The organism is Cytobacillus oceanisediminis (assembly GCF_007830235.1).
Taxonomy (GTDB): Bacteria; Bacillota; Bacilli; order Bacillales; family Cytobacillaceae; genus Cytobacillus; species Cytobacillus oceanisediminis.
Window position 1 is genome coordinate 13,714 of record NZ_VLKI01000021.1, and the last position, 23,503, is coordinate 37,216.

The window sequence follows — 23,503 nt, forward strand, 5'->3', positions numbered from 1 at the left end:
TCCATTAGGGAGATTAACGACGAAATTGCCTGCTCTCCCTTGGATATGGAAGTTAAACAGTGGAATTAACGACGAAATTGCCTGCTCTCCCTTGGATATGGGAGTTAATCAGTGGAATTAACGACGAAATTGCCTGCTCTCCCTTGGATATGGGAGTTAATCAGTGATATTAACGACGAAATTGCCTGCTCTCCCTTGGATATGGGAGTTAATCAGTGATATTAACGACAATAATGTCTTCTCCCCCGGACATTTGGTTGTTAATTCTTTAGATTAACAACGATGTTCTCTCTTTTCTTGTGATATTGTACTAAATCAGTAACTTAACGACGATGACCTCATCTTCCCCTATAGGATGGTAGTTAATCATCATCTTTTAACAATTAGTTATTCGAACCAGTATCCTTGTCCTCAGCTTCTTTCCTGCAATTGGCCGGTAAACCCGTGGTTTGGGGCTTTTTCATTTATTTGATTGCTATTTTAGCAGAATTGAAGTTGTTTTTTTTTTTTTTTTTTTTCAACCGGGTTGTAATTTTTTTCGATCGAAGCACATGAAAAAATAATTTTACGAGGTGAGTTTTTTATAAATATATTATGTAAACTAAAGTAGTTAAATTGTAAATAATAATCAAAAGATTGCCTATTTATAAAGGAGTCTCTCCCCTATTTGTTTAATTAATTTATAGACAAAAAGGTATGGAGGCATGGTTCTTTTGAATGATTTTGCAGCTGACTTGATTTTACATTTTTTTATCATGATGATAATACCTTTTACAAATAACCTCCTCTCTCATCAAAGAGCAGGTATGAAGTCACCATCATTTCTTATGGTTGTGCTTATTTTCTCCCTTTTCTTAACTATGGCTTTTCCTGTTACAATTGCTGGGGATCAGTCTTTCGATTTGAAATTTATACCCGTATTTGTGGCTTATTTCTATATCCATCCTGCTGCGGGGATTATTACTATTATTGCATTAATCGGTTTTAAAGCCCTTTTTTCAGCAGGCTCCCTCTTGATCATGACCATAAATTATTCAGTTATCGCTGTTCTCTTTTACTTTGCGTCGAAATATTATCAGAAATGCTCTTTCAGGCAAAAGCTTAGTCTTGCAGCGGTATTTTATGTACCGATTACCATTACTCGTTATCTAATTTTTATTCAGGAGGGGCTTTACGGCGAAGCTATATTCCTTATCTTGTTCTCGATCGTTTCGATTGTGACCATTTCCATGATTATTTATTTAATTGAAATAGATCGAGTACGGACAGCCATGATGGAAAAGTTGAAGAGTGCGGATAAATTAAATGCCATTAGCCAGCTGGCAGCATCTGTTGCCCACGAAATCAGAAATCCAATGACCACGGTAAGAGGATTTCTGCAAATGCTAAAGAATGACCAGAATCTCACCTCAGAACAGAGTACCTTCATTTCAGTGTCATTGGAAGAGCTTGACCGGACCAACCACATTATCAATGATTTCCTTTCACTTGCTCGTCCGGATAGCTCTGTTTCCGGGAAGGTCCTTCTTTCGGCTACGCTCTTTGAAGTGGCGGATTTTATGAGGTCGTACGCTCTAATGGCTAAGGTCGAAATTAGAACAAAGATTTCTGATGGCATTTTTATAAACGGCAATATGAATGAACTCAAGCAGCTTCTTATTAATCTAATAAAAAATAGTATTGAAGCGATGCCTGATGGTGGAATTTTAGAGGTATGCGCATTTAAAAAAGGAAGCACTGCATATATTCACATAACAGATGAGGGAATTGGCCTTTCGGAAAAGCAATTATCAATGCTTGGCCAGCCATACTATTCGACGAAAACAAAAGGTACCGGACTCGGCCTGATGATCTCTTTTGATATTATTAAGCGCATGAAGGGCGAGTATTATATTGATAGCGAAGAGAATAATGGGACGACCTTTACAATCAAATTGCCATTGTTTAAATTATCTGATGAACAGGTAAAGGCTTCACTCGATAAAGCAAACTCTGCCGGCCGACAGCAACCGACTTAGGCATCACTCTATGAGCAAAAAACAACTGAAATTTCTGCTCTGGTGTCAAAAATTGCGCTTTACCAAGAAATGAAATATTTGAGTAATTGTTTTTATATGAAGGGAACTAATAGATATATTGTACCGGCATCGCAGTTGTTCTCCGATGGCGCTATAAAAAGGAAAAGGGCATAGAAAAAAGCCTTCAGTGAAGGCTTTTTTTGTTTAAACTTTTTCTATCCCCTGCCTGATGCACGGCCTTTGATAAAGTTTACGACAATAATGATGGCTGCAATCACTAGCAGTAGATGGATGATGCCACCTGCTACTTCAAATATTAATCCGAGAATCCATAATACAAGCAAAATACCTGCAATCGTCCAAAGCATCCTAACCTCTCCTTCCATTTTTGTTTATATTGCTTACATACCCTGCAAAAAAGCCGGACAAACTTCCGCCTCACTTTTTAAAAATAGGGAAAAAAAACATTGCTCCAATTCGAAAAAAATTGATGACAATGTTATTTTTCATATGTGAAGATCTTATTTATACAGAGAGAATCTCGTCTTCCAGGGCTTTTGATTCGTTTGCAATTTCGTCGTTTTCTTTTAGCAAAGCGAAAAGCCCTTTTAGCACCACTTTCTCAGGACGGGATTTTTTTGTTTCTTCGGAAATGCGGTTGGCAATTTCTTTTAAGCTGGATGATTGAGGAAGATCTAGTTTGTTTAGTTTGTTGTAAAGTGTTTTCCAGGCCTGCTCCCTTTTTTCAAAAGAAACGAATGCCCCCTCCCTATCCATATCGACGATAAAGTCCTGCATCATTTCATCATTAAGAATGGGTTGGCTATTCCCATTTAGAAAATCATTTGCCATAACCTCCAGCTGCCTTACAATGTGTTTGCCAATAGCAGCAGGTTTTGCTTCTGCCTGCCCTGTCACCAAGAGCATCATATAGGTACGATAGATGGATTGCGTCATGAACATCAGATCCCATTTATAGGCAGTTATTTCTTCTCCGTAAAGTTCTAGCAAGCTATTCTGCAGCCAAGAAAATAAGCGGCCTCTCATCCTGTGTTCCATGGCAGATATTTTTTTGTTATTCGTCCCGGTTTCGCCACGCAAATGCATTTTCATATAAGCTTTATAATGGAGAATTCCCTCAAACTGTACCTCAAATTGTTTTTCAAGCTTTTCCCTCGGCGGCAGATCCCCGTCAAGACCAATGATGAAAACACGCTCGAACACAAGCTGTTGATAATGTTCATAGATCGAAATGATCAGATCTTCTTTTGATGTAAAAAAAGAATACAATGACCCCTTGGATATTCCCACTCCCTCGGCAATCTCCTGCATGGATGTATGGCTGTATCCTTTTTCGGCAAAAAGCTCAACTGCCGTTTCTAAAATGACTTCTCTTTTATTCATATCAGCACCTCGGACATTAATTGGTTTTATATCTAAACCCAGCACATTCATTCTTGACTCCATCTGCAAAAACATGCAAAATGACTATTGAGTCAATTATATTTCCTTGTTATATAGAGGTTTAAAACTATTTTATTCATCATTTGACCCGTGAGTCAATACCCTGAGGAGGAACATGTATGCTTGGATGGATACTGAAGCGATCCAAAATTTTTATTATCCTATTTTTATTATTTGTTATTATTGGCGTGTTTACGTTCATGCAGCTTCCGCAAAGGGAAATTCCTGAAACCACTGTCAATATCGGCACAGTAAATACTGTCTATCCCGGTGCTACTGTTGATAGGGTGGAACGAAATATAACAAACCCCTTGGAATCAAAATTGCTGTCTATTGATGGAATTGAAGAAATCAGTTCTTCTTCAGCCGCTGGCTTCTCAGCTATAATCGTAACCGTAACAGATGGAGAAGACAAAAAAGAAGTATTCAGCAATGTCCGCCAGGCAGTATCGGATACAGCTGCCGGATTTCCTGAAGAAGCATTTGAACCTGAAATTAATGAGTCAACGATTAAAATGCCAATCGTCTCTTATCATCTCACAAGTAATGATATGGAGAATCTTCTTCCATTAAAAAAAGAATTAACTCGCTGGAAAGAGGAAGTTGAATCCTTAAGAGGTGTATCGGGAGTAACAATTAAAGGTCTCCCTGAAGAAGAAATAGCGATCCAGCTGGATCCTGAGCTATTAAAAGAAAAAGGCATTATCCTTCCTGATGTGATCGAGGCAATTAACGAGGAATATTACCCAACTCCCATTGGGAAGCAGGAAATAAATCAAGAAGTTGTGCAATTGACTGTTGATCATTTTACTTCTGAAGAGCAAATTGAGGATTTATTTGTAGGAAAGTCTCCTCAAGGGGAATCAGTCCTGTTGGGAGATGTGGGAAAGGCTGAAATGGTTCAACAGGAAAAAGAAGATATCGTTACACTAGATGGAAAGCCCTCGATTTCGTTTACCGCATTTGTGGAAGAAGGCCAGGATATCCCGTCTGTTGATGTAAGAGTAAGTGAAAAAATGAAGGAGCTCAGTACAGGGTTGCCTGAAAATGTAACACTTGAGAATTACTACTCTCAGGCTAATTTGGTGACAGATATTTTTGACGGATTATTCCTTTCTCTCGCCATTTCAGTCATTGCGGTTATTTTAACAACTGCGCTTGGTTTAACGGCATCTGGCGCTTTTGTCGTGGCGCTTGCCATTCCAATCTCTGTCTTAATGGGGCTGATTCCCCTGCCGTTTGCGGATGTAGATTTAAATCAAATATCAGTCATTGGTGCAATCATCGCATTAGGCATTCTGGTTGATGACTCGATTGTTGTTAATGATAATATACAAAGACGCTACAAGCTGGGTGATAATGCCCTTGCCGGGGCTGTATACGGGACAAAAGAAATATGGGTCTCCATTGTCACCTCTTCACTGGCGATCGTTTTTACATTTCTTCCGCTCGTCTTTTTATCCGGGGGTAATGGAGCATTTATCCGTGCATTGCCGACAGTCCTGATTACGACTATTTTGGCATCAACACTCGTTGCGCTGATTTTTGTGCCGATGATGCGTTTTATGCTTTATCGAAAAACTAGCAAAAAGGTTTCAGATGCACCTGGTTTATTGGGCAAACCATTGAATAAAACAGCTGATTTCTATGCTGATAAAATTTTAAAGCCTTTTTCAAAAAAACCAAAACTTGTTTCTATTCTTGGATTGATTTTTACATCAGCAATTTTGGGATTGGTTGTATTAACACCGTTTGAATTTTTCCCGGCTGCTGACCGCGAAGAAGTAACGATTGATGTTTCCCTGCCGATCGGAACGACTCTTGAGGAAACATCAAATGAGCTAGAAAATATTGAAGAAATGATATTAAGTGATGAGGGTGTAACGGAAACGAGCATATTTGCCGGAACCGGGCTGCCTAATCTGTTTAATAGTTCACTCAAGGTAACTGGTCCTCATACAGGACAAATCGTGGCTCGGGTAGATCGGGAAAGCCAGACAGCACAGGGGTTGATTGATGACTGGTCTTCCGTGCTTCGGGATAAATATCCTGATGCTGAAATTTTTATGGAAACCATCCAGCAGGGGCCTCCTGCGGGCGCACCTGTAACGGTAACGATTAAAGGACCGGAAATCGGGAAGCTTTTGGAGCTGCGGGATAGCCTGACAGAAGATATGAAAAAAGCAGGAGCAGATTTTGTTGTCGATAATATCGGTAACCCTGAGCCTACCTTAAAGTATGTACCGAACCGGGAGCTTATAGAGAATTATGGAATCACTGTTAACCAGATTAGTGAGCAAATTCGTCTTGCAACTGAAGGGATTCCTCTTAAACCTTTTGACAATGGAGTTACCAAAATGGATATGAGTATCCTTCTAGGCGAAAAAGATGAAGCTCTTGATCTTTCCGACCTTGAAATTGCGGTTGGCAGTGCCCAGGGAGGTCCTCCAACCCTTGTGTCCATCGACACTCTTGTAGATGAAGAAAGAACTGAAGAAATTCAGCGGATCCCTCACCTTAATGGGGATCGTGCTATTACGATCAGAGCTTTCCCAAAGGATGAGGAGAATTTCAAGGAAAATGTCCAGAATGTCGTTGAAGATGAACGAGAAAAGCTGAATGATAATGATTATAGCATTTCAATAGGCGGAGAAAATCAGGCGCAAAATGATTTCTTTGCTGAGATTACCGTTTTATTTATCATTGTCATCTTTTTGGTATACTTGCTGATTGCCTTCCAGTTTAACTCATTGGGACTTCCATTCCTGGTCCTGGTTGCTGTTTATTTGGCGATTGCAGGTGCAATCCTTGGACTATTTGTCACACAAACGCCAATCAGCTTCCTTGCCGTTATGGGTATGGTATCATTGACCGGAATTGTAGTTAGAAACTCTGTCGTGCTGATTGAATTTATGGAACAAGGACTAAGAAATGGAATGCCTTTAAAAGAAGCAGTGGTAGAAGCAGGCCGTACTAGAATCCGCCCCATCCTGCTAACAGCACTCACTTCCATTGTAGCATTAATCCCTGTAGCAGTAAGCGGCGATGCCTTATTTACGCCTCTCGCCATCACGATCATCTCAGGCATCCTGTTCTCGGTTATCCTAACCCTGATCATCGTGCCGATGATGTATCTGGCATTCAAAAAGGTACCAGGTACCTATACCACACTAGACCAGTAAGCTGCAAAAACCTTCCTGCCAATATGGTGGAAGGTTTTTTGCATCCTTTTCCGTTGATTGCATATACTATATTCACGGCCGCCCACCTCTTCTAACTTCGCTTCGTTGCGGGACTAACCAGACCGGAATGTGGGCGGCCCCCCTTTCAGTACCAGGTACCTATACCACCACTAGATCAGTTTCATTACACACCATAAAGGCTGCAAACCTCTTCGGGTTTGCAGCTTTATTTTTTAAGGTCCTTCGTCAATTAGTTCGTAGCCGGGGATTAGTTCTGATAGCGGGACTATATTGGCTTTTTGTAGATAGACAGGGATATATTCCTTTAAAACAGATACCATTTTGGGGCCTGTGATGCCAACATGCCCTATTGCGATAATTCGTTCGCTTTTTACGAGTTTTTCTGCCAGCCTATCAGCTTGTTTGGTAATGTGTGCAGTGGTGTAAATATCGTCGAAAAAAATATTGTTCTCTACATAAGGAACGCCAATTTCATTTGCTAGCTTGCCTACCGCGCTTTTGCCGGTTGTTTTGCTGTCCAAGTAAAAAAGACCATGTTTCTTACAAACTTCCATAACAATTCTCATGACACGCTCATTTTCAGTCGCTCGTGATCCCATATGATGGTTCATGCCGACAGCGTGTGGGACCTCCTTTATCGCATCTTCTACCCTTTTGCGGATTTCTTCATTGCTTAAATCAGTCGTGATTGCTCCTGGACCGAGCCAGCTTCTCTTGCCTCTTTTTGGTTCCATTGGGAGATGAACTATGACTTCATGGCCGTTCTTATTAGCCATTTCGGCATCTTCCTTTGTCGTTGGCATGAAAGGCATGATGGCTACCGTCAATGTAACCGGAAGTTCCATCATTTCAGCTGTACCCTTCATATTGTTCCCCAGGTCATCAATGACAATGGCCAGTTCGGGTTTTGGCGAAGCTGCAGCGGTGTCACCTGCCGTACTGCTTAATGAAAAAATCAGTAACAGAAAGCTTATGAATATTTTCATTTTCCACACTCCTTTTTGATAGCATTCCCTGGGTTTAAAAAAATCTTTCTAACTAAGTAAACAGCCGGACACAAGGCCTGGCAGGCTAAATAATTATTTTCATGCATTGTAAATTCAAGAAAAAGCACATGATTTAAATAGTTTAACCTGAATTTTTTAGGCTGACATTTATTTCCTTGTAGTTATAAGAGCTTTCAAATAGAAGAAACCCGTTCATAATGTATGTAACGGGTTTGTGAATGAAGCTATACTCCCCGCTTATTGCCCCAAATATATGTGTGGAGCTGCGGCAGGACTTTTACATCTTTCAAATCATGGTCAACCATCGTTTTCTCGATGAGCCAATTATATTTCCCAAGCAGTCTTTGCATCAGATCCTGATCATCTGCAGTAGCCGTATCATCATTCCCCACCTGCAGATAAAATGGAATACCCGGGTAGCGCTGATAGACCATTTTTGCATACTCATAGTCATCATCATTAAAGATAACAATCTTTAAGGAGACCTGTTTATCTCTATCGCCTCTTTTTTGCAGTTTTTCGAGGATCAAATCAAGCATTTCAAAATCCGTTTTCATTCCTGAGCTTGGCGGCTTCGGTGAAATGGTCAGTTCATCAATTTCATAAAACCAGTCCTGCCAGCGGCTGCCCTGAGTTTCAAGGCAGATTTTGATCCTTTCTGCTTTCAGTAAAGAAATGAAGCCATCGAGGTTTTTCAAAAGAGCCGGATTACCACCGGAGATGGTAACAAAGGAAAAACCTTCGCCCCCGAGTTCTTTTAACTCCTTCCAAATCTCATCGGGTTCCATTTGACGGATGCTGTCTTTGGAGCTTCCATCCCAGGTGAATGCAGAATCGCACCAGCTGCAGGAATAATCACAGCCTGCTGTGCGGACAAACATCGTTTTCTGGCCGATAACCATTCCTTCACCCTGGATGGTCGGCCCGAAAATTTCAAGAACAGGGATTTTACTCAACCTCCATCCACTCCCTTCTCGTTTCTGCATAGCTGGTAGGAGTTTCGTAAAGACGTACAAATTCTACCCTAGCACCGAAATATTCGTCAGACCGGCGTTGAAGGGATTCAGCCATTTTTTCATAAATCCAGACAACCATGTTCTCTGCAGTCGTATTCATCGGAGGCAGGGTTTCATTCAAATATTTATGATCAAGGAAAATCTCAATTTCATTTTTCCAGATTTCCTTAATATCTCCGAAGTCTATCATGAGGCCTCTGTCATCAACAAACCCGCTTATTCCGAAAATAACTTTATATGTGTGGCCATGCAAATTTTTGCATTTGCCTTCGTAGCAATGCAAATGATGGGCGGAATCAAAGGTGAATTCCTTGCTGACAAGAACGCGTTTTTGATGATATTTTAGCTGATCGCGTTTAATATCCTTGTCAATCTTCTGAAGTTTATCAACAATCCTGAATCCGTACATGGCTTAAAGCTCCCCTTTCTCTTGGAGGTATTCCTCAAGACCTTTTCGCCTTAAATGACATGCCGGACACTCCCCGCAGCCATCAGAAGGAATTCCGTTGTAGCAAGTGAGCGTTTTTTCACGTACATAGTCAAGCGCATTCAGTTCATCTGCCAGCTTCCATGTTTCCGCCTTATTCAGCCACATTAATGGCGTGTGAATGACAAACTGCTGGTCCATTGAAAGATTAAGTGTAACATTTAGTGATTTTATAAAAACATCCCTGCAATCCGGGTATCCGCTGAAGTCTGTTTCGCAAACACCAGTAATAATATGCTTCGCACTGATCTGGCTGGCCAGCACACCAGCAAAAGAAAGGAACAGCAGGTTCCTCCCGGGTACAAACGTGGATGGCAGTTCCCCTTCTTCCCCATCCTTCACCTCGATCTCATCACGAGTAAGGGCGTTTGGAGCGAGCTGATTTAATAAAGACATATCAAGAATATGATGCTTGACGCCCAATTCTTTTGCAATTTCTTGTGCACATTCAATTTCAAGCTTATGACGCTGATTATAATTAAAAGTTACTGCCTCTACTTCTCCAAATCGTTCTTTTGCCCAAAATAAGCATGTAGTGCTATCCTGGCCGCCGCTGAAAACAACGAGCGCTTTATCCTTTTTCATAAAAATTCTCCTTTAAATAGAAAAACAGGACTACTAAGAAAGCAGACCTGTTTTCCTTAGTTTTTTAAAGAGGGTAGCTAGAACCTCTACCGTAAACATACGGATTTCTATTTAGCTATCACTTTATCTTATCATATTTTCAGCTTTTTTACAGGCACTTTTTGTTTTGAGGAAGATGTTTTATTTTTCAAAATCGTGGAAAAGGTAATAATGCAAGGCCAAAAACCAGAAGGAGGGACTGAAGCCATGATCAGGTTTACAGCGACTTCACGGTATTCGTTTGGCGTTGCAAAGAAAGGAATCTTTGCTCTGAGGTCAGCGGGGATGCAAGTGCAGGATAGGCCCACACTAATCCGCTTTGGCCTGATGCAATAGGATTCCTGTAAACGTCCTTATGGGGACTGCAAAAAGGTGCGAACCAATCGGTTTGCACCTTTTTGCATGATTAATTTTCGGCATCCGCTTCGAGAAGGTCCCAGGCAGTTATGATCCCTTTTGGCTTTTCACTCGGCTTACCCTTTTCAGTAACAATAATGCCTTCCAGTTTTTCATTTTTGGACCGGTACTCTTCAAATAAATCCTCTAAATCAAATATGGACGTATCTTTGCTGACAAACGTTATTTGATGCTTCGATTTTTTATTAAAAAGCTCTTTTATTTGCACTTTTTTTAGCTGGATTGTTTCTTCTGTAAAATGCTCGGCCATCCATTTCACGATATCTGCTGAAGTCAGCAGCCACGAGTACTCTTCCTTCCTATTATAAATGGGAAACTGGGAGTGTGAAAACTTATTGATAATGGCCAATACATCTGACAGCTTTCCATCTTCATAAAAATAAAAAACAGGAGTCGCGGCAATCGACAGTGCCGACTTCGGCTTTTCAAAATGTTCAGCAATCCGTTCGATTCTTTCAACTGTCTCCAAATGAGGTTCGGCAATGTAATAGTCGAGTTCGATTTTCTCATGCACAATTGCATTTCTTAGTTTGGCAAACTGATATAAGTCATCCTCGTATAATCGGATGAGTGAATGGTTTTTTTGGATTTCAATCAATTTATAAAATTTATCTGTCCTGGCCTTTTTGGCAGATTGTTTTAAGGCTTTATGAATACGGTTAAAAGCAGCTTCAAATCTTTCTGATAGGTTAATTTCTGTGTTTGTACCCACAAGTATCTCTCCCCAATTCATAGTGTTCACTATATTCCCATTTCTGGAGGTTTTGTAAACTATAAAGAAAATGGGTGAATATTTATTCACTTAAAATGATCCTATTGAGTTTTGGAAAATTAAGAACTTTACTATTAAAATTGCTTGAATCCAATAAATAAAAAAGTTTATTAAGTAAATATCAAAACTTTCTTTTACTCTTTTATGAATAAATATTGAAATGAGCATTTGCACAAAAAGAATTTTCAGTCTATTATAGTATAATATATTCGGTTATACTAAGTTGCTGCTTAGCTGGAAAACTCTGGACCATACACCTTTTTGAAAACCTATTGAAAACAACTTTCATAGATGTTGGTGAATAGAGTAAGATTCCTATTTGATATTTAGCAGCAAAACCAAATTACTTTTACCAGAATAATAGTTTCAAAAGAAAGCAGGTGAAAAGATGGAATACAATTTACACCCTTTGGGAGATAATGCTGTCCTAATTGAACTGGGGAACGAAATTAGCCAGGAGGCCCACGAAAAGGTTCAGGCCTTAACAGCAGTCCTTGAAACTCAGCCGCCGGATTGGATGACTGAGTACATCCCTGCTTATACGACTGTTAGCATTTTTTATGATCCTCTGCTCATTTATCAGCTTTCAAGTGACAAGCTCTCATACGACTACGTTTGTTCTCTAATTAAACCGCTTATGGAGGGTTTAGAAGCAAGCAAAGCTGCAGATGCAAGGGTGGTTGAAATACCGGTTTGCTATGGCGGTGAATTTGGTCCGGATCTGGAGTATGTTGCAAAGCATAATGGAATGACACCAGAGGAGGTCATTAACATTCATTCTTCGGGCGACTATCTGGTTTATATGATTGGGTTTGCTCCAGGCTTCCCTTTTATTGGAGGCATGTCCGAGAAAATCGCTGCTCCCCGAAGGGAATCTCCCCGTTTAAAAATTCCAGAAAGAACGGTTGGCATCGCAGGCATGCAGACTGGGATCTATCCGATCGAAACACCTGGGGGCTGGCAGCTGATTGGGCGAACTCCCGTGAAATTGTTCCGCCCGCATGATGATTCCCCTACCTTGTTAAAAGCCGGGGATAAGATCAAATTTAAACCGATTAGCCTGAAAGAATTCGAGAATTGGAAGGAGACAGAGTAATGCTTAAAATTAAAAAACCGGGTCTCCTTTCAAGCATACAGGATTTGGGTAGAACCGGTTTCCAAAAATTTGGCGTGATTGCAAGCGGAGCGATGGACCCATTTGCACACCGAATGGCTAATTTACTGACAGGTAATGCTGAAAATGAACCCACTCTGGAGATAACCATGCTGGGGCCCACAATCATTTTTGAAGAAGATGCCCTTATCTCTATTTGCGGCGGGGATCTATCTCCAGCTATAAATAGCGTGCCTGTTCGCTCCTGGAGATCTATTTTTGTGAAAAAAGGCAGCGAACTTAAATTCGGCTATACCCAGAGCGGCTGCCGGGCCTATTTGGCTGTTGCCGGCGGCTTCTCTGTATCCGAAGTAATGAAAAGCAAAGCCACTTATTTGCGTGCTGGCATCGGCGGTTATGAAGGAAGAGCTTTAAAAGCTGGTGACCAGCTTGTTTTGGGGACGCCATCAGACCAATCAGATAGAATGACGGAATATTTAATACAACAGTTACAAAACCAATCCTTTTTAGAAAGTGATTGGTCCATCACACCCGAGCTCATTCCGAATACTGAATCCAATCCGTTCATCCGCTTCACAAAGGGCCGGCAATTTGAGCTTTTTTCAAAGGAGAGCCAGCAAAAACTGATCGGGGCTGCCTTTGATGTAACAGCACAGTCAGATCGAATGGGCTACAGACTAAAGGGCCCTGCCCTTTCATTATCTGAACCAGCGGAATTGATTTCCGAGGCAGTCAATTTTGGTTCCATACAAGTTCCGCCTGATGGGAATCCGATCGTTTTGCTTGCAGACAGGCAAACAACCGGAGGCTATCCAAAAATCGGCCAAGTGGCTTTTGTCGACCTCCCTCTGCTTGCACAGGCCAAGCCCGGCGATAAGCTGAGATTTGTGGAAATATCTCATGAGAAGGCTCAGCACTTATATCTCGAGAGGGAATGGAAATTGAAAGAATTGAAACAAGGAATTTATCTAAAAACCAGATAGGAGGAAAATGAGATGCATATTGTTGATATTAATTGTGATATGGGTGAAAGTTTTGGAGCGTATAAAATGGGACGGGATGAGGAAATCCTGGACTATATTACTTCTGCCAATATTGCATGCGGCTTTCATGCAGGCGACCCTGCCACTATGCGCAAAACGGTAAAGATGGCATTGGATAAAAACGTCGGAATCGGCGTACACCCTGGCTTGCAGGATCTTTCCGGATTCGGGCGGCGCGACATCAGCATTACACCCCAGGAAGCCTATGACCTGGTAGTCTACCAAATCGGGGCTTTATATGGTTTTGTCAAATCCGAAGGCGGCAAGCTTCAGCATGTAAAGCCTCATGGCGCCCTATTCAATATGGCTTCCAAAAGCGCTTCTCTTTCAGAGGCGATTGCCGAAGCGGTTTATAAAGTGGATCCTGAATTAATTCTATTTGGTCTTGCTGGCAGTGAGCTTGTAAAAGCCGGGAAAAAAATCGGCCTGCACTCTGCCCATGAAGTGTTCTCAGACCGTACTTACCAGGAAGATGGCTCGCTAACTTCCAGAAGAGAAAGCAATGCCCTCATCACAGACCATACAGCTGCAGTTAATCAGGTAATCCGGATGGTAAAGGAAGGTAAAGTAACTTCTATTCAAGGCACGGAAGTTTCTATAGAAGCCAACACGATATGCATTCACGGCGATGGTGAAAGCGCACTTGAATTTGCCAAATATATTCCAACTGCTCTGAAGGATGCAGGAATTAAGGTAGCTAAAATTAGTGATTTTTTGAAATGAAAGAGACCTTTATGGGAAGCTGATAATATTTTGGCTTGAGTTGATGAAATATGGCTAAAGCTGATGATAAAACGAATAATTGACGATATATTGGCAAAGTTGATCATATTATTTGCAAAGTTGACGATAACATAAATTTCACTTCCTTGGATCGCCTTTTTCACGAACAAAAGGCGGACAGGGGGCCATATTTCTTAAATTTTTATCCGAAACACTTTAAAATGAAACAAAACAGGGGGAAACTGAATGAAAAAGCAAACGAATGCGAGCTTATTGCTGGGTGCCGCGTTCCTAATGGCCACATCGGCCATCGGACCGGGGTTCCTCACACAAACAACTGTATTTACTGAAACACTTTTAGCCAGCTTCGGCTTTGTTATTTTAATATCAATTATTATTGATATTGGTGCACAAATGAATATTTGGCGAATTATTGCTGTTTCCGAGAAACGGGCCCAGGATATTGCTAACGATCTCCTTCCCGGTCTTGGTTATTTTCTCGCTGCCCTTATTGTCATGGGCGGCCTGGCTTTTAATATTGGGAACATCGCCGGAGCCGGCTTGGGTACCAATGTTATTTTTGGCATCTCCCCTGAAATGGGTGCTTTGCTAAGCGGAATCCTGGCGATAGGGATCTTTATTGTAAAAGAAGCTGGAAGGCTGATGGACCGCTTTACACAGATTTTAGGTTTTGTGATGATTGGCCTCACCGTTTATGTCATGTTCACTGCACAGCCTCCAGTTGGTGAAGCTGTTGTTAAAACATTCGCCCCGGATAAAATTGATATTCTTGCCATTATAACTTTAGTTGGGGGAACAGTTGGCGGATATATTACCTTCGCTGGCGGGCATCGCTTAATTGACGCGGGTGTTAAAGGAAAAGAAGCTCTTCCTGAAGTTACAAAAAGCTCCATCAGCGCGATTGGTATTGCCTCTATCATGCGTATTTTCCTGTTCCTTGCTGCATTGGGGGTTGTGTCCCAAGGACTGGCGCTCGATCCATCCAACCCTCCTGCTTCCGTATTCCAATTGGCAGCAGGCAATTTCGGCTATAAAATTTTCGGGGTTGTTATGTGGGCTGCCGCTGTAACGTCTGTAGTCGGCGCAGCTTATACGTCTGTTTCCTTTATCCGTACCTTCAGCCCGATCCTGGAAAAATATCATAAATGGCTGATTGTAAGTTTTATTGCCATTTCCACACTTGTTTTTGTCATTATCGGAAAACCTGTTAAGATTTTACTTTTAGTTGGTTCATTAAATGGTTTAATTTTGCCGATTGCTTTAGGTGTCATGCTGGTTGCTGCCTATAAAACCAAAATTGTCGGTGACTATAAGCATCCGCTTTGGATGACGATTTTTGGCGTGATAATTGTTGCGGCCATGTCCTACATGGGTATTTATTCATTAATAAATGGCATTCCACAGTTATTTAAATAAGGTTGAAAGGAGAATTTTTCATGACTAACCCTTCTCTTTGGAGTCCTGCTGAAGCGCGTAAATTGATCCGCAGCCAGGGCTGGGACAAGCCCACATCCGGAATGGCAAATGGCTATATTCAGGCGAATTTGGCCATCCTGCCAAAGGAAATGGCATTCGAGTTTTTGCTCTTTTGCCAAAGAAACCCGAAATCTTGTCCAATCATTGACGTCACCGAACCTGGTTCTCCTGTTCCGCAGCTCTCTGCTCCTGATGCTGACATTAGAACAGATATTCCTAAATACAGGATTTACCGGAACGGCGAGCTGGCTAAAGAACTGACAGATATAAGCTCTTATTGGAATGAAGATATGGTAGGATTTTTGCTGGGCTGCAGCTTTACGTTTGAAGAGGCACTGATTAAAAACAATATCCCTGTTAGGCACATCCAGGAAAACCGAAATGTGCCGATGTATAAAACGAATATTGGCTGTGTAAAAGCAGGCCGGTTTGAAGGTCCAATGGTTGTCAGCATGCGGCCAATGAAGGAAAAAGATGCAATCAGAGCGGTGCAAGTAACAAGCCGCTTCCCTTCTGTCCATGGCGCTCCAGTCCATATTGGGAATCCGGAAGCCATTGGCATAAAAACTATCAATCAGCCAGATTTTGGAGACTCTGTCACGATTAAAGATGGTGAAGTTCCGGTCTTTTGGGCTTGCGGTGTCACCCCTCAGGCAATTGCCATGCATGTAAAGCCAGAAATCATGATTACACATGCACCTGGCCATATGTTTATCACAGATTTGAAAAATGAAGATTTAGCTGTTTTATAAGAAGAAGGCGTCCAGATGACTGGGCGCTTTTTTATGTTTTGGCTGTTTTCGTATAGTTTGTCTTGAAGGCAAACGTATTTTAACCAACTGAGTTGATTGTAGCGGAGGGCACTTGACTCCTCGAAAATGCATCCGCATTTTCTTACGACGAGGTGTTAATTCAGGGATGTTTAGACAATGTCCTGCGGGAAGAGAGGGAAGTGCGAGACCCCACAGGCGAAGCCGAGGAGGCTCGCAGCCCTCCCCGCGGGTTCGCTGAGTGCCCGTAGCGGAAATCAACGGGCAGAATTCTATAAACGAAAACAACGATCTATGAGAAAAGAGCCTAGGTTTTTTACAAAATGGTAATAATCACCTATTTCGCCTGGTTCCATTTTCTTAAAATAAACAATCTGCCCTTATGCCTTTTGAATCGTTTTTATAAAATACAGTATTTTCAATTAACTTTAACTCTTTTATCTATTAAACTCTTTATTAAGCAACACGAAAGTTTCGCACTACATACTAATTATTCACTTAGGAGGATAAAAGAATGAAAAAAATCACTAAAGCTGTAGTTCCTGCAGCTCTAGCACTGTCAATGATTGCTTCGTCAACAGCTCTTGCAGATCCACAGTCAAAACCAAATGGGCCGTACATTGAGAATGAACAGAATATTTCTTTATCCAGCTATATGTCAAATGAAGAGCTATATCAGACACTTCAAAAGCTGGAAGCTTCTTCTAATGGAAAAATGAAGCTTGAAATTGCCGGTTATTCAAACCAGTCTCCTGATGGATACCAAACTGAAGAAGATAAAGGCGAGCCTCTTTACGTTGTAAAATTCGGGGAAGCAGATCCTAATAAAAAAAGTGTGCTGATCACAACACAAATCCATGGAAATGAACAAATCGGCACAGAAGCGGCTGTTGATATCATCCAAAAATTATCTTCAAATTCCAAAGAAGTAAATGAAATGCTGGACAAGGTTTCTATCTGGATTATGCCGCGCATTAATCCTGAAGGTGCAGACAACCAGTACGAAGGTAAATGGTATCCGACAAGGTATACTCACCAAACGTGGCTGCCTGAGAACATTGACCTTCCTGAAGGTACAACAGCTCCATGGTATTATAACAGTGACGGTAGTGAAAGAGCTCAGAATAATAATGGACGAGTAGTATATGGAATTCCTGGATACGATCAGAATCGTGACTATAACCCGAACCTGGATTTCAGAGTGGAAGACCAGGATAAAGATGTAGTGGAAGCTTTCCTAAATGACAGAGCTACCAATAACAGTAACTTCGGCGGATTCTACGTAACAGCAGAAGCCAGAACGGTTACAAGTGTTTTCCAGGAGTTACAGCCGGATGTCTATGTAGATGTTCATCACCGCGGTTTCAATACCGTTTCTGACGAAGATAACCGCTCTGTTCCGATTCAGCTTGCAGCTGTTGTGGCAGACCCATATACCGATCCATTTACAGGACAGCAATACGAGGTGGATGAAGACGTTCTTAAATTAGGCAAGCAGGTGAATGCCCTTGCTGCTCAAACACTGCAGAGAGGCTTCTCCCACTTTGGTGCAATACAGAAATACCCTGATGTAAACCTTCCGGGTACTGCGCTTGGTGCCTTTGCCTTGAACGATGCAGCGATTATGCTGATGGAAATTAAAGGGCAAAGCCAGACTTTAGGACAGAAACAAGCTGGCATGCTGAAAGAAACTGTTAAGGCACCGCTATACGATTTATTCAATGCACTTGCAGATGAATCAATCAATGATGTAGATCCAGCGGTTTATGATGCTATACCGGAATCAACAAACAGAATTACAGACCCATCTACTAGAGATACCGAGAAGGATTTTTAAATCTAAGAACCCCTCCCTTCAAGTGGGTGGGGTTTTATTTTTGACTCTGTTAAAGCTTGTTGTTTTTTAGCACCCTGTTGATTGGAGCGGAAGGTGCGAACTCCTCGAAAATGCATACGCATTTTCTTCGTGCGGTGTTTATTCGATGATGCTTATTCAACGTCCTGCGGGAGTGCGGTTCAAAGGGAGACCCCGCAGGAGCAAAGCGACGAAGAGCGTCGGACCGCCCGCTGTTCGCTGAGTGCCTCGTGCTGAAATCAACAGGCAAATTTAACAGAGCCTTATTTTTTATCTTTCAAAAAATCCAAAGTCTCTTTATGGTCTTTTCTCATAATTTGTTCAATTAGCGGATCTGTCGGGACAGCAGGCATGCTTTTCTTATTGATTGTACGATAAACGGGCCTAATCGAGGATAAGCTGCTTTTAACTTTCCAGCTGCCTTCCTGTTGGACAATTTTTAAATCAATGAGTCCCAGGTGGTTGCCCCAATACCCTGCCTGGACGGCAGCAATCCCATTTATGGTCCCCGATTTCAAATCAATCCCTGGCAGCTTTTGCAGTTCATCCCTTACAGGGAAGACAGAATGGCTATGGCCAAATAGAATGGCATCAATGCCTTTTACCTTGCTTAGAGCATAGACAGAGTTGCCTTTTTTCTCATCCAATCCTTTATCTGATTGCAGTCCAGTGTGGGCAAGAGCCACAATGATATCTGCCCCCTTGCTTTTCATGATCGGGATAAAATGTTCGGCCGTTTCCTTAATATTTTTCACCTTCAGATTGCCTCGAAAATATTCTTTATTCCATTCAGCGACAATTGGAGTGATAAAGCCAATTACGCCAATGTTAAGCTTATGCTTCTCCCCTGCTGTATCTGTCACCTCTTTTTCAAGAATGGTATAGGGATTGAAATAATTAAGATCATCATTTTCAAAATGGTTTCGGTCTTCTACATATATATTGGCATTTATATAAGGAAAATTTGCTCCCCTTAAACTTTCTTCCATAAAATCAATTCCATAGTTAAATTCATGGTTCCCCACTGTAGCAGCATCGTATAACAATGTGTTCATGGCTTTAAAAACCGGATGGACATTTGCCAGGTCCAACGGATGGCTCCTATAGGCATATTCATCAAGTGCGTTGCCTTCCAATATGTCTCCATTATCAAAAAGAAGGGAGTTTGGCACTTCCTTCCTGGCTTGTTTGATCAAGTTCGCCGTTCTGGATAGCCCAAACTCTACCGTCTTTTTTCTATTTTCGTAATTATATCCTATCATGTTCCCATGCAGATCAGTCGTTTCCATAAGGCGCAATTGAATGGTTGGAGGCCCGGATACTTGCGCTAGTGTTTGATTCCAGACCATCAGCAGGGTCATGAATGACAGTACTATAATTAAAGTTTTTTTCATTCCCTTTTTCATTCCATCCCCCCCAGATGATTAATGGACTAGTTTTTTTATTTTCTCTTGATATTAGAAAATTAATCAGGGATTGGGAACTTCAGAAAAAAGAATAAAAAAGGAAATTTTTTAAGCTTTTTCATTGCCAAGCGAAAAGGTTAAATTTCATTATTCATATCATACTCTTCTTGCCGGCATGTTTGCCTTTTTTGTTATTGGTTTGCTGATTAAGGAGTATTTGTTCATTAGTTAATTTTTGTATAAAGTTTTCATCATTACTTTTTCCCAACTCTTCCAGCTGAGCATATTTTTTAAATTAATTCTTGTTCGAACACCTTTTCCAACTGGGTATCTTAAAGCTGGATTTTCTTCCAAAACAATACTGGCCGCCTTTTTTGCTACTATGATTGGATCTTCATAGAAAGGCTCGCTTTTATCAAGATAATCTTGAATTTTTCTCATATAAGCATAATATGGCGAGTCTTTTTTCATTGATTGCTCCGTTACTTTTTTTCCTGTTGTCCAAATGCCTGTTCTAAAAGAGCCTGGTTCAATTAGAACGATATTTACGCCAAAAGGCTTCATTTCAAGCCTTAAAGATTCGCCCCAGCCTTCGATCGCATACTTTGAGGCGGCATATGGAGATAAACCGGGAAATCCTACTCTTCCGCTAATGGAACTTATATTGATGATCGTCCCCTTTCTTTGTTTACGCATAAACGGAAGAACCGCTTGTGTAACAGCTATTGTTCCAAAAACATTTGTTTCAAATTGGCTTCTATATTCGTCAAGCGGAATCTCCTCTACAAAGCCTGCACCGGCATAGCCTGCGTTATTAATAAGGACATCCACTGATGGGAGATTGTTTAGTAAAGCTTTTAGATCCTCTATCGACTCTGCTGAGGTAACATCCAATTTGTGGATGGAGATTTGCCCCTGTACTCTTTCCATATTTGCTTTTTCCATTAATAAATTTCTTTTTTCCATGTTCCTCATTGTCGCAATGACATGAAAGTTATTTTTAGCTAATTCAATGGCCATTAAGATTCCAAAACCACTGGAACAGCCGGTTATAACTGCATATTTCTTATTCAAACCCATCATCCTTTGTCCATGTGCTGAAGTTTTTATTTTAATGCTGCAATTAGTTATATAATTAAAATAGAAAGTATTATAAAATAATAAATAAAATGAAATTTTAAGAGGATGAACAAGTTGGCACACATATTATTTAGCATATTGTTCCTAGTATCTGGTTTGTCTTCATCTTTGCAGCAAACGTCGGAATTGTGCAAATGGATTGATTCCGATGAACAAATCATTGGAGATTCCATCGTAAATGATGCAGCTGTTCTAAAAAATGCTGCGTCGAAAAATGCTTCCGTGGCTGCTTTTATGAAACTTGCCGCGAAAGTTTTTACTCTTAATGATATGAAACGAAACAAGCTTGAATTAGCTGGTTTTGTTCTTGTTCCTAAAAGCCATAATTACATGACTCCCCATAAGTTTCAGAGCAACTACCTCCACATAGGCAGAGGGATTTCTATATGAAAAAGAAGAGAAGTGTGGAGGATTGACAATGGAAAGCTTGAAATCATTTATTAACCATAATGGTTTAAAACGTTTTATCATCTTTGGGATTATTGTTCTGGTGCTTTATTTGCTAAGAAGCATGATCAACTTGATCCTGATTACCTTTATTTTTTCATTCCTGATGGACAGGCTTGTGAAGCTGGTTTTATCAAGATTTAAACTAAATAGGAAGCTGACGGTAGTAAGTCTATACCTAGCGATTATTGGCATGTTGTCAATAGGGATTACAAAATACCTGCCCCTTATTGTATCGGAAATATCACAGCTTTTCACGCAGGTTGAAAGCTTTTACACGCAGAAGCATGACAATATTGTTATCACTTATATGGTTCAAATGCTCGAAACAAATGAGATTTCGAAATATTTGGAGCAAGGGTTTGCGTTTTTGCTGCAATACTTTTCAGATGTTAGCCATATTGCTGTCCAGGTTATGCTCTCCTTGATCCTGAGTTTGTTTTTCCTGCTTGAAAAACCAAAGCTCGTTGAGTTTACAATAAAATTTAAGTATAGCAAAATTTCAGACTTTTATAATGAAATCGAATACTTTGGCAAAAAATTCGTGCAAACGTTTGGAAAGGTTATAGAGGCGCAGTTTGTCATTGCGCTTGTCAATTGCACATTAACGACACTTGCACTATGGATTATGGGTTTCCCTCACCTTATGGGGCTATCGATTCTCATATTTCTGCTAGGTCTTATTCCTGTAGCCGGTGTGATCATTTCTCTTATTCCGCTTAGTACAATCGCCTATTCACTTGGTGGTTTCATCCAAGTATTTTATATACTTATTGTCATAATGGTCATACATGCGATTGAAGCGTATATCCTAAATCCTAAGCTAATGTCGTCAAAAACGGATTTGCCTGTATTTTATACTTTTATCGTCCTGATTTTTTCGGAGCATTTCTTCGGCGTTTGGGGACTGATTGTTGGCATTCCAGTATTCGTCTTTCTTCTTGATGTGCTTGGTGTTAAAAACAACCCACCGAAAACACCTGTAAAAGCAGCCTGATCTAGTAAAAAACACACAGTTAAAAGAAGCTGTGTGTTTTTTTTAGATCTTATTTCACTGCTGCTCTTTTATTATCCGGTTTCTTAAGCCAATGCCTTAACCCTTTACCCGCATGCGGCTCATCATTATATCTTGGGATAACGTGAAGATGACTGTGCAAGATGGTTTGGTTAGATGCCTGACCAACATTCCAGCCAAGAGTGTAGCCATCCGGTGAGAATTTTTTATCAACGTATTCCTTTGCTTTTTGCAATAATTCATTTGTATCGTTCCACTCTTCAGCAGTTAAGTGAAAGGCATCTTTATGGTGGGCTTTAGGCACAATGACTCCGCTTCCCTCTAATACATCCTGCTCCTTATTATGCTGAAGGAAATAACATGTATTGTTTTCAAAAATAATATGCTGATCTGGATCTCTATGAGGGGAGCAAAATGGGCAATTCTCCTGATTGGTCATCTAATCATTTCCTTTCCGATTAAGATGGTTGGTCAACAAAGCTTCAATTTTGCTTTTATGTAGGATCTTATCGAAAGAAGAGTTATCAACTATTGATTTTCTTATAGATAACTCATTAAGTATTTCCGATTCTAGTTCTCTTCTCGCTTCCAGTACTTTTATAGTGCCTTCCACTCCTGCTAAATGGTTCAACTTGCCATGGCCTTGATTTATATAATAGTTGATAAAATCTTCCGACCAGCTTTGCGGCCGTTCTTTGATGGCTTTTTTGAAGGAATAACCTAGGTCCATTTGATTGATATAAATTAAAACTGGATTAAGTTCTCTTATTGATTTTTGGAGTTTCAAAACATAATCTTTGACCATTTTATTTGACGCACCGTATTTAACCATCCCAACCGTAACCGGATTTTGGATAAAACAGCACTCAAAAATATAAACCTTGTTTTCCTTCGTGGCAAGCTCTCCAAACCGTTTCCAATTTTCCGTAATAAGCTTAATGTTCAAATCCAGTGGAAGTTCATAGATGTCATGTTTAAAGACTCTTTCAAAAAAACCATCCGGAGTGCTGCTTCCCAACTTTTGATATGGCAAGAAATATCCATCATCCTTTTGAAATCCTTTTTCATTAAGAAGGACTTTTATGGATGGAAAATCTGCTAACAGGCTATGCCACTCTCTTTTTGAAAAATAAGCGACCCCATCAAAATCGGCAGGGTGGTCGAGATTTCCCTCTAAAAATAGATTTGTTTCAATCCCTTTTTGTTTCAAAATTTCAGCTGCCATTAAGGCGGTTGTCGATTTACCAGAACCGGGAAGCCCTTCAATTAAAATTAATTTTGTATTCATAAATCACCTTCAAAATGTTCTAAATTCTTCCTATATTGTAATACATAAATAAAAAAACAAACAGCACTTAAAGGCTGTTTGTCTGTTGTATAATATGTTTTTTTATCTTACCGCATACCGTACTAACAAGCTCTTCAATGGAATGGACACCTATTTTTAACTATTTTTAAAAACGTAATAAAGAATACAGGGAAGAA

Annotated in this window: 22 protein-coding genes and 1 riboswitch; of the genes, 11 read left to right on the plus strand and 11 right to left on the minus strand. The window is 40.5% G+C overall.

Annotated elements, in window-relative coordinates; all coding sequences use genetic code 11:
* The first annotated feature begins 704 nt into the window (after positions 1-704).
* Entirely contained in the window at positions 705-2,018 is a 1,314-nt protein-coding gene (locus tag IQ19_RS22965) for an ATP-binding protein (protein WP_422386971.1), read from the plus strand.
* A gap of 215 nt (positions 2,019-2,233) precedes the next feature.
* Here the strand turns inward: IQ19_RS22965 and IQ19_RS22970 are convergent, their stop codons facing one another.
* Together IQ19_RS22970 and IQ19_RS22975 are read right to left on the minus strand one after the other, a co-directional pair.
* Complete coding sequence (locus IQ19_RS22970; RefSeq protein ID WP_110062821.1) at positions 2,234-2,386, minus strand: lmo0937 family membrane protein; 153 nt, start codon at positions 2,384-2,386, stop codon at positions 2,234-2,236.
* 157 nt (positions 2,387-2,543) lie between these two features.
* A complete protein-coding gene (locus tag IQ19_RS22975; protein ID WP_242021102.1) occupies positions 2,544-3,473 on the minus strand; it encodes a TetR/AcrR family transcriptional regulator in 930 nt (309 codons plus the stop codon).
* 128 nt (positions 3,474-3,601) lie between these two features.
* Here IQ19_RS22975 and IQ19_RS22980 point away from each other — a divergent pair, with 128 nt between their 5' ends.
* Positions 3,602-6,664, plus strand: coding sequence for an efflux RND transporter permease subunit (locus IQ19_RS22980; RefSeq protein ID WP_144545456.1), 3,063 nt, complete (start codon positions 3,602-3,604; stop codon positions 6,662-6,664).
* A gap of 233 nt (positions 6,665-6,897) precedes the next feature.
* On the opposite strand, the gene IQ19_RS22985 is transcribed toward IQ19_RS22980, so the two are convergent.
* The 4 genes from IQ19_RS22985 to queC form a co-directional block, all read right to left on the minus strand.
* Positions 6,898-7,671 carry a divergent polysaccharide deacetylase family protein gene (locus tag IQ19_RS22985; protein ID WP_144545458.1) on the minus strand — a complete coding sequence of 258 codons (774 nt, stop codon included), beginning with the start codon at positions 7,669-7,671 and terminating at the stop codon, positions 6,898-6,900.
* Positions 7,672-7,916: 245 nt separating this feature from the next.
* Positions 7,917-8,648 (minus strand): 7-carboxy-7-deazaguanine synthase QueE, encoded by a 732-nt coding sequence (queE, locus tag IQ19_RS22990; protein WP_144545460.1) that lies wholly within the window; start codon positions 8,646-8,648, stop codon positions 7,917-7,919.
* Positions 8,641-9,117 carry a 6-carboxytetrahydropterin synthase QueD gene (gene queD, locus IQ19_RS22995; RefSeq protein WP_144545462.1) on the minus strand — a complete coding sequence of 159 codons (477 nt, stop codon included), beginning with the start codon at positions 9,115-9,117 and terminating at the stop codon, positions 8,641-8,643. The genes queE and queD overlap by 8 nt, the downstream gene beginning before the upstream one ends.
* 3 nt (positions 9,118-9,120) lie before the next feature.
* The gene (gene queC / locus IQ19_RS23000; RefSeq protein WP_144545464.1) at positions 9,121-9,780 is read right to left on the minus strand and encodes a 7-cyano-7-deazaguanine synthase QueC; all 660 of its coding nucleotides are present in this window, start codon (positions 9,778-9,780) and stop codon (positions 9,121-9,123) included.
* Between the two features lie 50 nt (positions 9,781-9,830).
* Positions 9,831-9,873: riboswitch (PreQ1 riboswitch) on the minus strand.
* 153 nt (positions 9,874-10,026) lie between these two features.
* Here queC and IQ19_RS29060 point away from each other — a divergent pair.
* Positions 10,027-10,155 carry a hypothetical protein gene (locus IQ19_RS29060; protein WP_277875358.1) on the plus strand — a complete coding sequence of 43 codons (129 nt, stop codon included), beginning with the start codon at positions 10,027-10,029 and terminating at the stop codon, positions 10,153-10,155.
* Between the two features lie 70 nt (positions 10,156-10,225).
* On the opposite strand, the gene IQ19_RS23005 is transcribed toward IQ19_RS29060, so the two are convergent.
* Positions 10,226-10,948: a CBS domain-containing protein gene (locus tag IQ19_RS23005; RefSeq protein WP_242021103.1), complete on the minus strand. Its 723-nt coding sequence runs from the start codon at positions 10,946-10,948 to the stop codon at positions 10,226-10,228.
* 448 nt (positions 10,949-11,396) lie between these two features.
* On the opposite strand from IQ19_RS23005, the gene pxpB reads away from it, so the two are divergent.
* The 6 genes from pxpB to IQ19_RS23035 all read left to right on the plus strand — a co-directional run bounded on the left by pxpB (position 11,397) and on the right by IQ19_RS23035 (position 17,992).
* Positions 11,397-12,104 carry a 5-oxoprolinase subunit PxpB gene (pxpB, locus tag IQ19_RS23010; protein ID WP_144545466.1) on the plus strand — a complete coding sequence of 236 codons (708 nt, stop codon included), beginning with the start codon at positions 11,397-11,399 and terminating at the stop codon, positions 12,102-12,104.
* Positions 12,104-13,105, plus strand: a complete 1,002-nt coding sequence (locus tag IQ19_RS23015; RefSeq protein ID WP_144545468.1) for a 5-oxoprolinase subunit C family protein — start codon at positions 12,104-12,106, stop codon at positions 13,103-13,105. The genes pxpB and IQ19_RS23015 overlap by 1 nt, the downstream gene beginning before the upstream one ends.
* 12 nt (positions 13,106-13,117) lie before the next feature.
* On the plus strand, positions 13,118-13,888 hold the full coding sequence (locus IQ19_RS23020) for a LamB/YcsF family protein (RefSeq protein ID WP_144545470.1): 771 nt from the start codon (positions 13,118-13,120) through the stop codon (positions 13,886-13,888).
* Positions 13,889-14,134: 246 nt separating this feature from the next.
* Positions 14,135-15,325, plus strand: a complete 1,191-nt coding sequence (locus tag IQ19_RS23025; RefSeq protein ID WP_144545472.1) for an NRAMP family divalent metal transporter — start codon at positions 14,135-14,137, stop codon at positions 15,323-15,325.
* 20 nt (positions 15,326-15,345) lie between these two features.
* Entirely contained in the window at positions 15,346-16,137 is a 792-nt protein-coding gene (locus IQ19_RS23030; RefSeq protein WP_144545474.1) for a putative hydro-lyase, read from the plus strand.
* 532 nt (positions 16,138-16,669) lie between these two features.
* Positions 16,670-17,992, plus strand: a complete 1,323-nt coding sequence (locus IQ19_RS23035; protein WP_144545476.1) for a M14 family zinc carboxypeptidase — start codon at positions 16,670-16,672, stop codon at positions 17,990-17,992.
* A 281-nt stretch (positions 17,993-18,273) separates the two neighbouring features.
* Here IQ19_RS23035 and IQ19_RS23040 read toward each other — a convergent pair whose 3' ends face one another.
* Positions 18,274-19,416 carry a metallophosphoesterase gene (locus IQ19_RS23040; RefSeq protein WP_144545478.1) on the minus strand — a complete coding sequence of 381 codons (1,143 nt, stop codon included), beginning with the start codon at positions 19,414-19,416 and terminating at the stop codon, positions 18,274-18,276.
* A 228-nt stretch (positions 19,417-19,644) separates the two neighbouring features.
* Positions 19,645-20,490 (minus strand): SDR family oxidoreductase, encoded by an 846-nt coding sequence (locus IQ19_RS23045; protein ID WP_144545480.1) that lies wholly within the window; start codon positions 20,488-20,490, stop codon positions 19,645-19,647.
* Between the two features lie 120 nt (positions 20,491-20,610).
* On the opposite strand from IQ19_RS23045, the gene IQ19_RS23050 reads away from it, so the two are divergent.
* Positions 20,611-20,946, plus strand: coding sequence for a hypothetical protein (locus tag IQ19_RS23050; protein WP_144545482.1), 336 nt, complete (start codon positions 20,611-20,613; stop codon positions 20,944-20,946).
* Between the two features lie 28 nt (positions 20,947-20,974).
* Positions 20,975-22,000: an AI-2E family transporter gene (locus IQ19_RS23055; protein WP_144545484.1), complete on the plus strand. Its 1,026-nt coding sequence runs from the start codon at positions 20,975-20,977 to the stop codon at positions 21,998-22,000.
* Between the two features lie 49 nt (positions 22,001-22,049).
* Here the strand turns inward: IQ19_RS23055 and IQ19_RS23060 are convergent, their stop codons facing one another.
* Positions 22,050-22,457 (minus strand): HIT family protein, encoded by a 408-nt coding sequence (locus IQ19_RS23060; protein WP_144545486.1) that lies wholly within the window; start codon positions 22,455-22,457, stop codon positions 22,050-22,052.
* Positions 22,458-23,306, minus strand: a complete 849-nt coding sequence (locus tag IQ19_RS23065; protein WP_144545488.1) for a P-loop NTPase family protein — start codon at positions 23,304-23,306, stop codon at positions 22,458-22,460. It abuts the gene before it with no gap.
* Positions 23,307-23,503 lie beyond the last annotated feature (197 nt).

What these genes read in the sequence shown, in the direction of transcription:
- IQ19_RS22965 (WP_422386971.1), top strand. Translation starts at nt 705, where the DNA reads ATGGTTCTTTTGAATGATTTTGCAGCTGACTTGATTTTACATTTTTTT.
- IQ19_RS22970 (WP_110062821.1), bottom strand. Translation starts at nt 2,386, where the DNA reads ATGCTTTGGACGATTGCAGGTATTTTGCTTGTATTATGGATTCTCGGA.
- IQ19_RS22975 (WP_242021102.1), bottom strand. Translation starts at nt 3,473, where the DNA reads ATGAATGTGCTGGGTTTAGATATAAAACCAATTAATGTCCGAGGTGCT.
- IQ19_RS22980 (WP_144545456.1), top strand. Translation starts at nt 3,602, where the DNA reads ATGCTTGGATGGATACTGAAGCGATCCAAAATTTTTATTATCCTATTT.
- IQ19_RS22985 (WP_144545458.1), bottom strand. Translation starts at nt 7,671, where the DNA reads ATGAAAATATTCATAAGCTTTCTGTTACTGATTTTTTCATTAAGCAGT.
- queD (WP_144545462.1), bottom strand. Translation starts at nt 9,117, where the DNA reads ATGTACGGATTCAGGATTGTTGATAAACTTCAGAAGATTGACAAGGAT.
- queC (WP_144545464.1), bottom strand. Translation starts at nt 9,780, where the DNA reads ATGAAAAAGGATAAAGCGCTCGTTGTTTTCAGCGGCGGCCAGGATAGC.
- IQ19_RS29060 (WP_277875358.1), top strand. Translation starts at nt 10,027, where the DNA reads ATGATCAGGTTTACAGCGACTTCACGGTATTCGTTTGGCGTTGCAAAG.
- pxpB (WP_144545466.1), top strand. Translation starts at nt 11,397, where the DNA reads ATGGAATACAATTTACACCCTTTGGGAGATAATGCTGTCCTAATTGAA.
- IQ19_RS23015 (WP_144545468.1), top strand. Translation starts at nt 12,104, where the DNA reads ATGCTTAAAATTAAAAAACCGGGTCTCCTTTCAAGCATACAGGATTTG.
- IQ19_RS23020 (WP_144545470.1), top strand. Translation starts at nt 13,118, where the DNA reads ATGCATATTGTTGATATTAATTGTGATATGGGTGAAAGTTTTGGAGCG.
- IQ19_RS23025 (WP_144545472.1), top strand. Translation starts at nt 14,135, where the DNA reads ATGAAAAAGCAAACGAATGCGAGCTTATTGCTGGGTGCCGCGTTCCTA.
- IQ19_RS23030 (WP_144545474.1), top strand. Translation starts at nt 15,346, where the DNA reads ATGACTAACCCTTCTCTTTGGAGTCCTGCTGAAGCGCGTAAATTGATC.
- IQ19_RS23035 (WP_144545476.1), top strand. Translation starts at nt 16,670, where the DNA reads ATGAAAAAAATCACTAAAGCTGTAGTTCCTGCAGCTCTAGCACTGTCA.
- IQ19_RS23040 (WP_144545478.1), bottom strand. Translation starts at nt 19,416, where the DNA reads ATGAAAAAGGGAATGAAAAAAACTTTAATTATAGTACTGTCATTCATG.
- IQ19_RS23055 (WP_144545484.1), top strand. Translation starts at nt 20,975, where the DNA reads ATGGAAAGCTTGAAATCATTTATTAACCATAATGGTTTAAAACGTTTT.
- IQ19_RS23060 (WP_144545486.1), bottom strand. Translation starts at nt 22,457, where the DNA reads ATGACCAATCAGGAGAATTGCCCATTTTGCTCCCCTCATAGAGATCCA.
- IQ19_RS23065 (WP_144545488.1), bottom strand. Translation starts at nt 23,306, where the DNA reads ATGAATACAAAATTAATTTTAATTGAAGGGCTTCCCGGTTCTGGTAAA.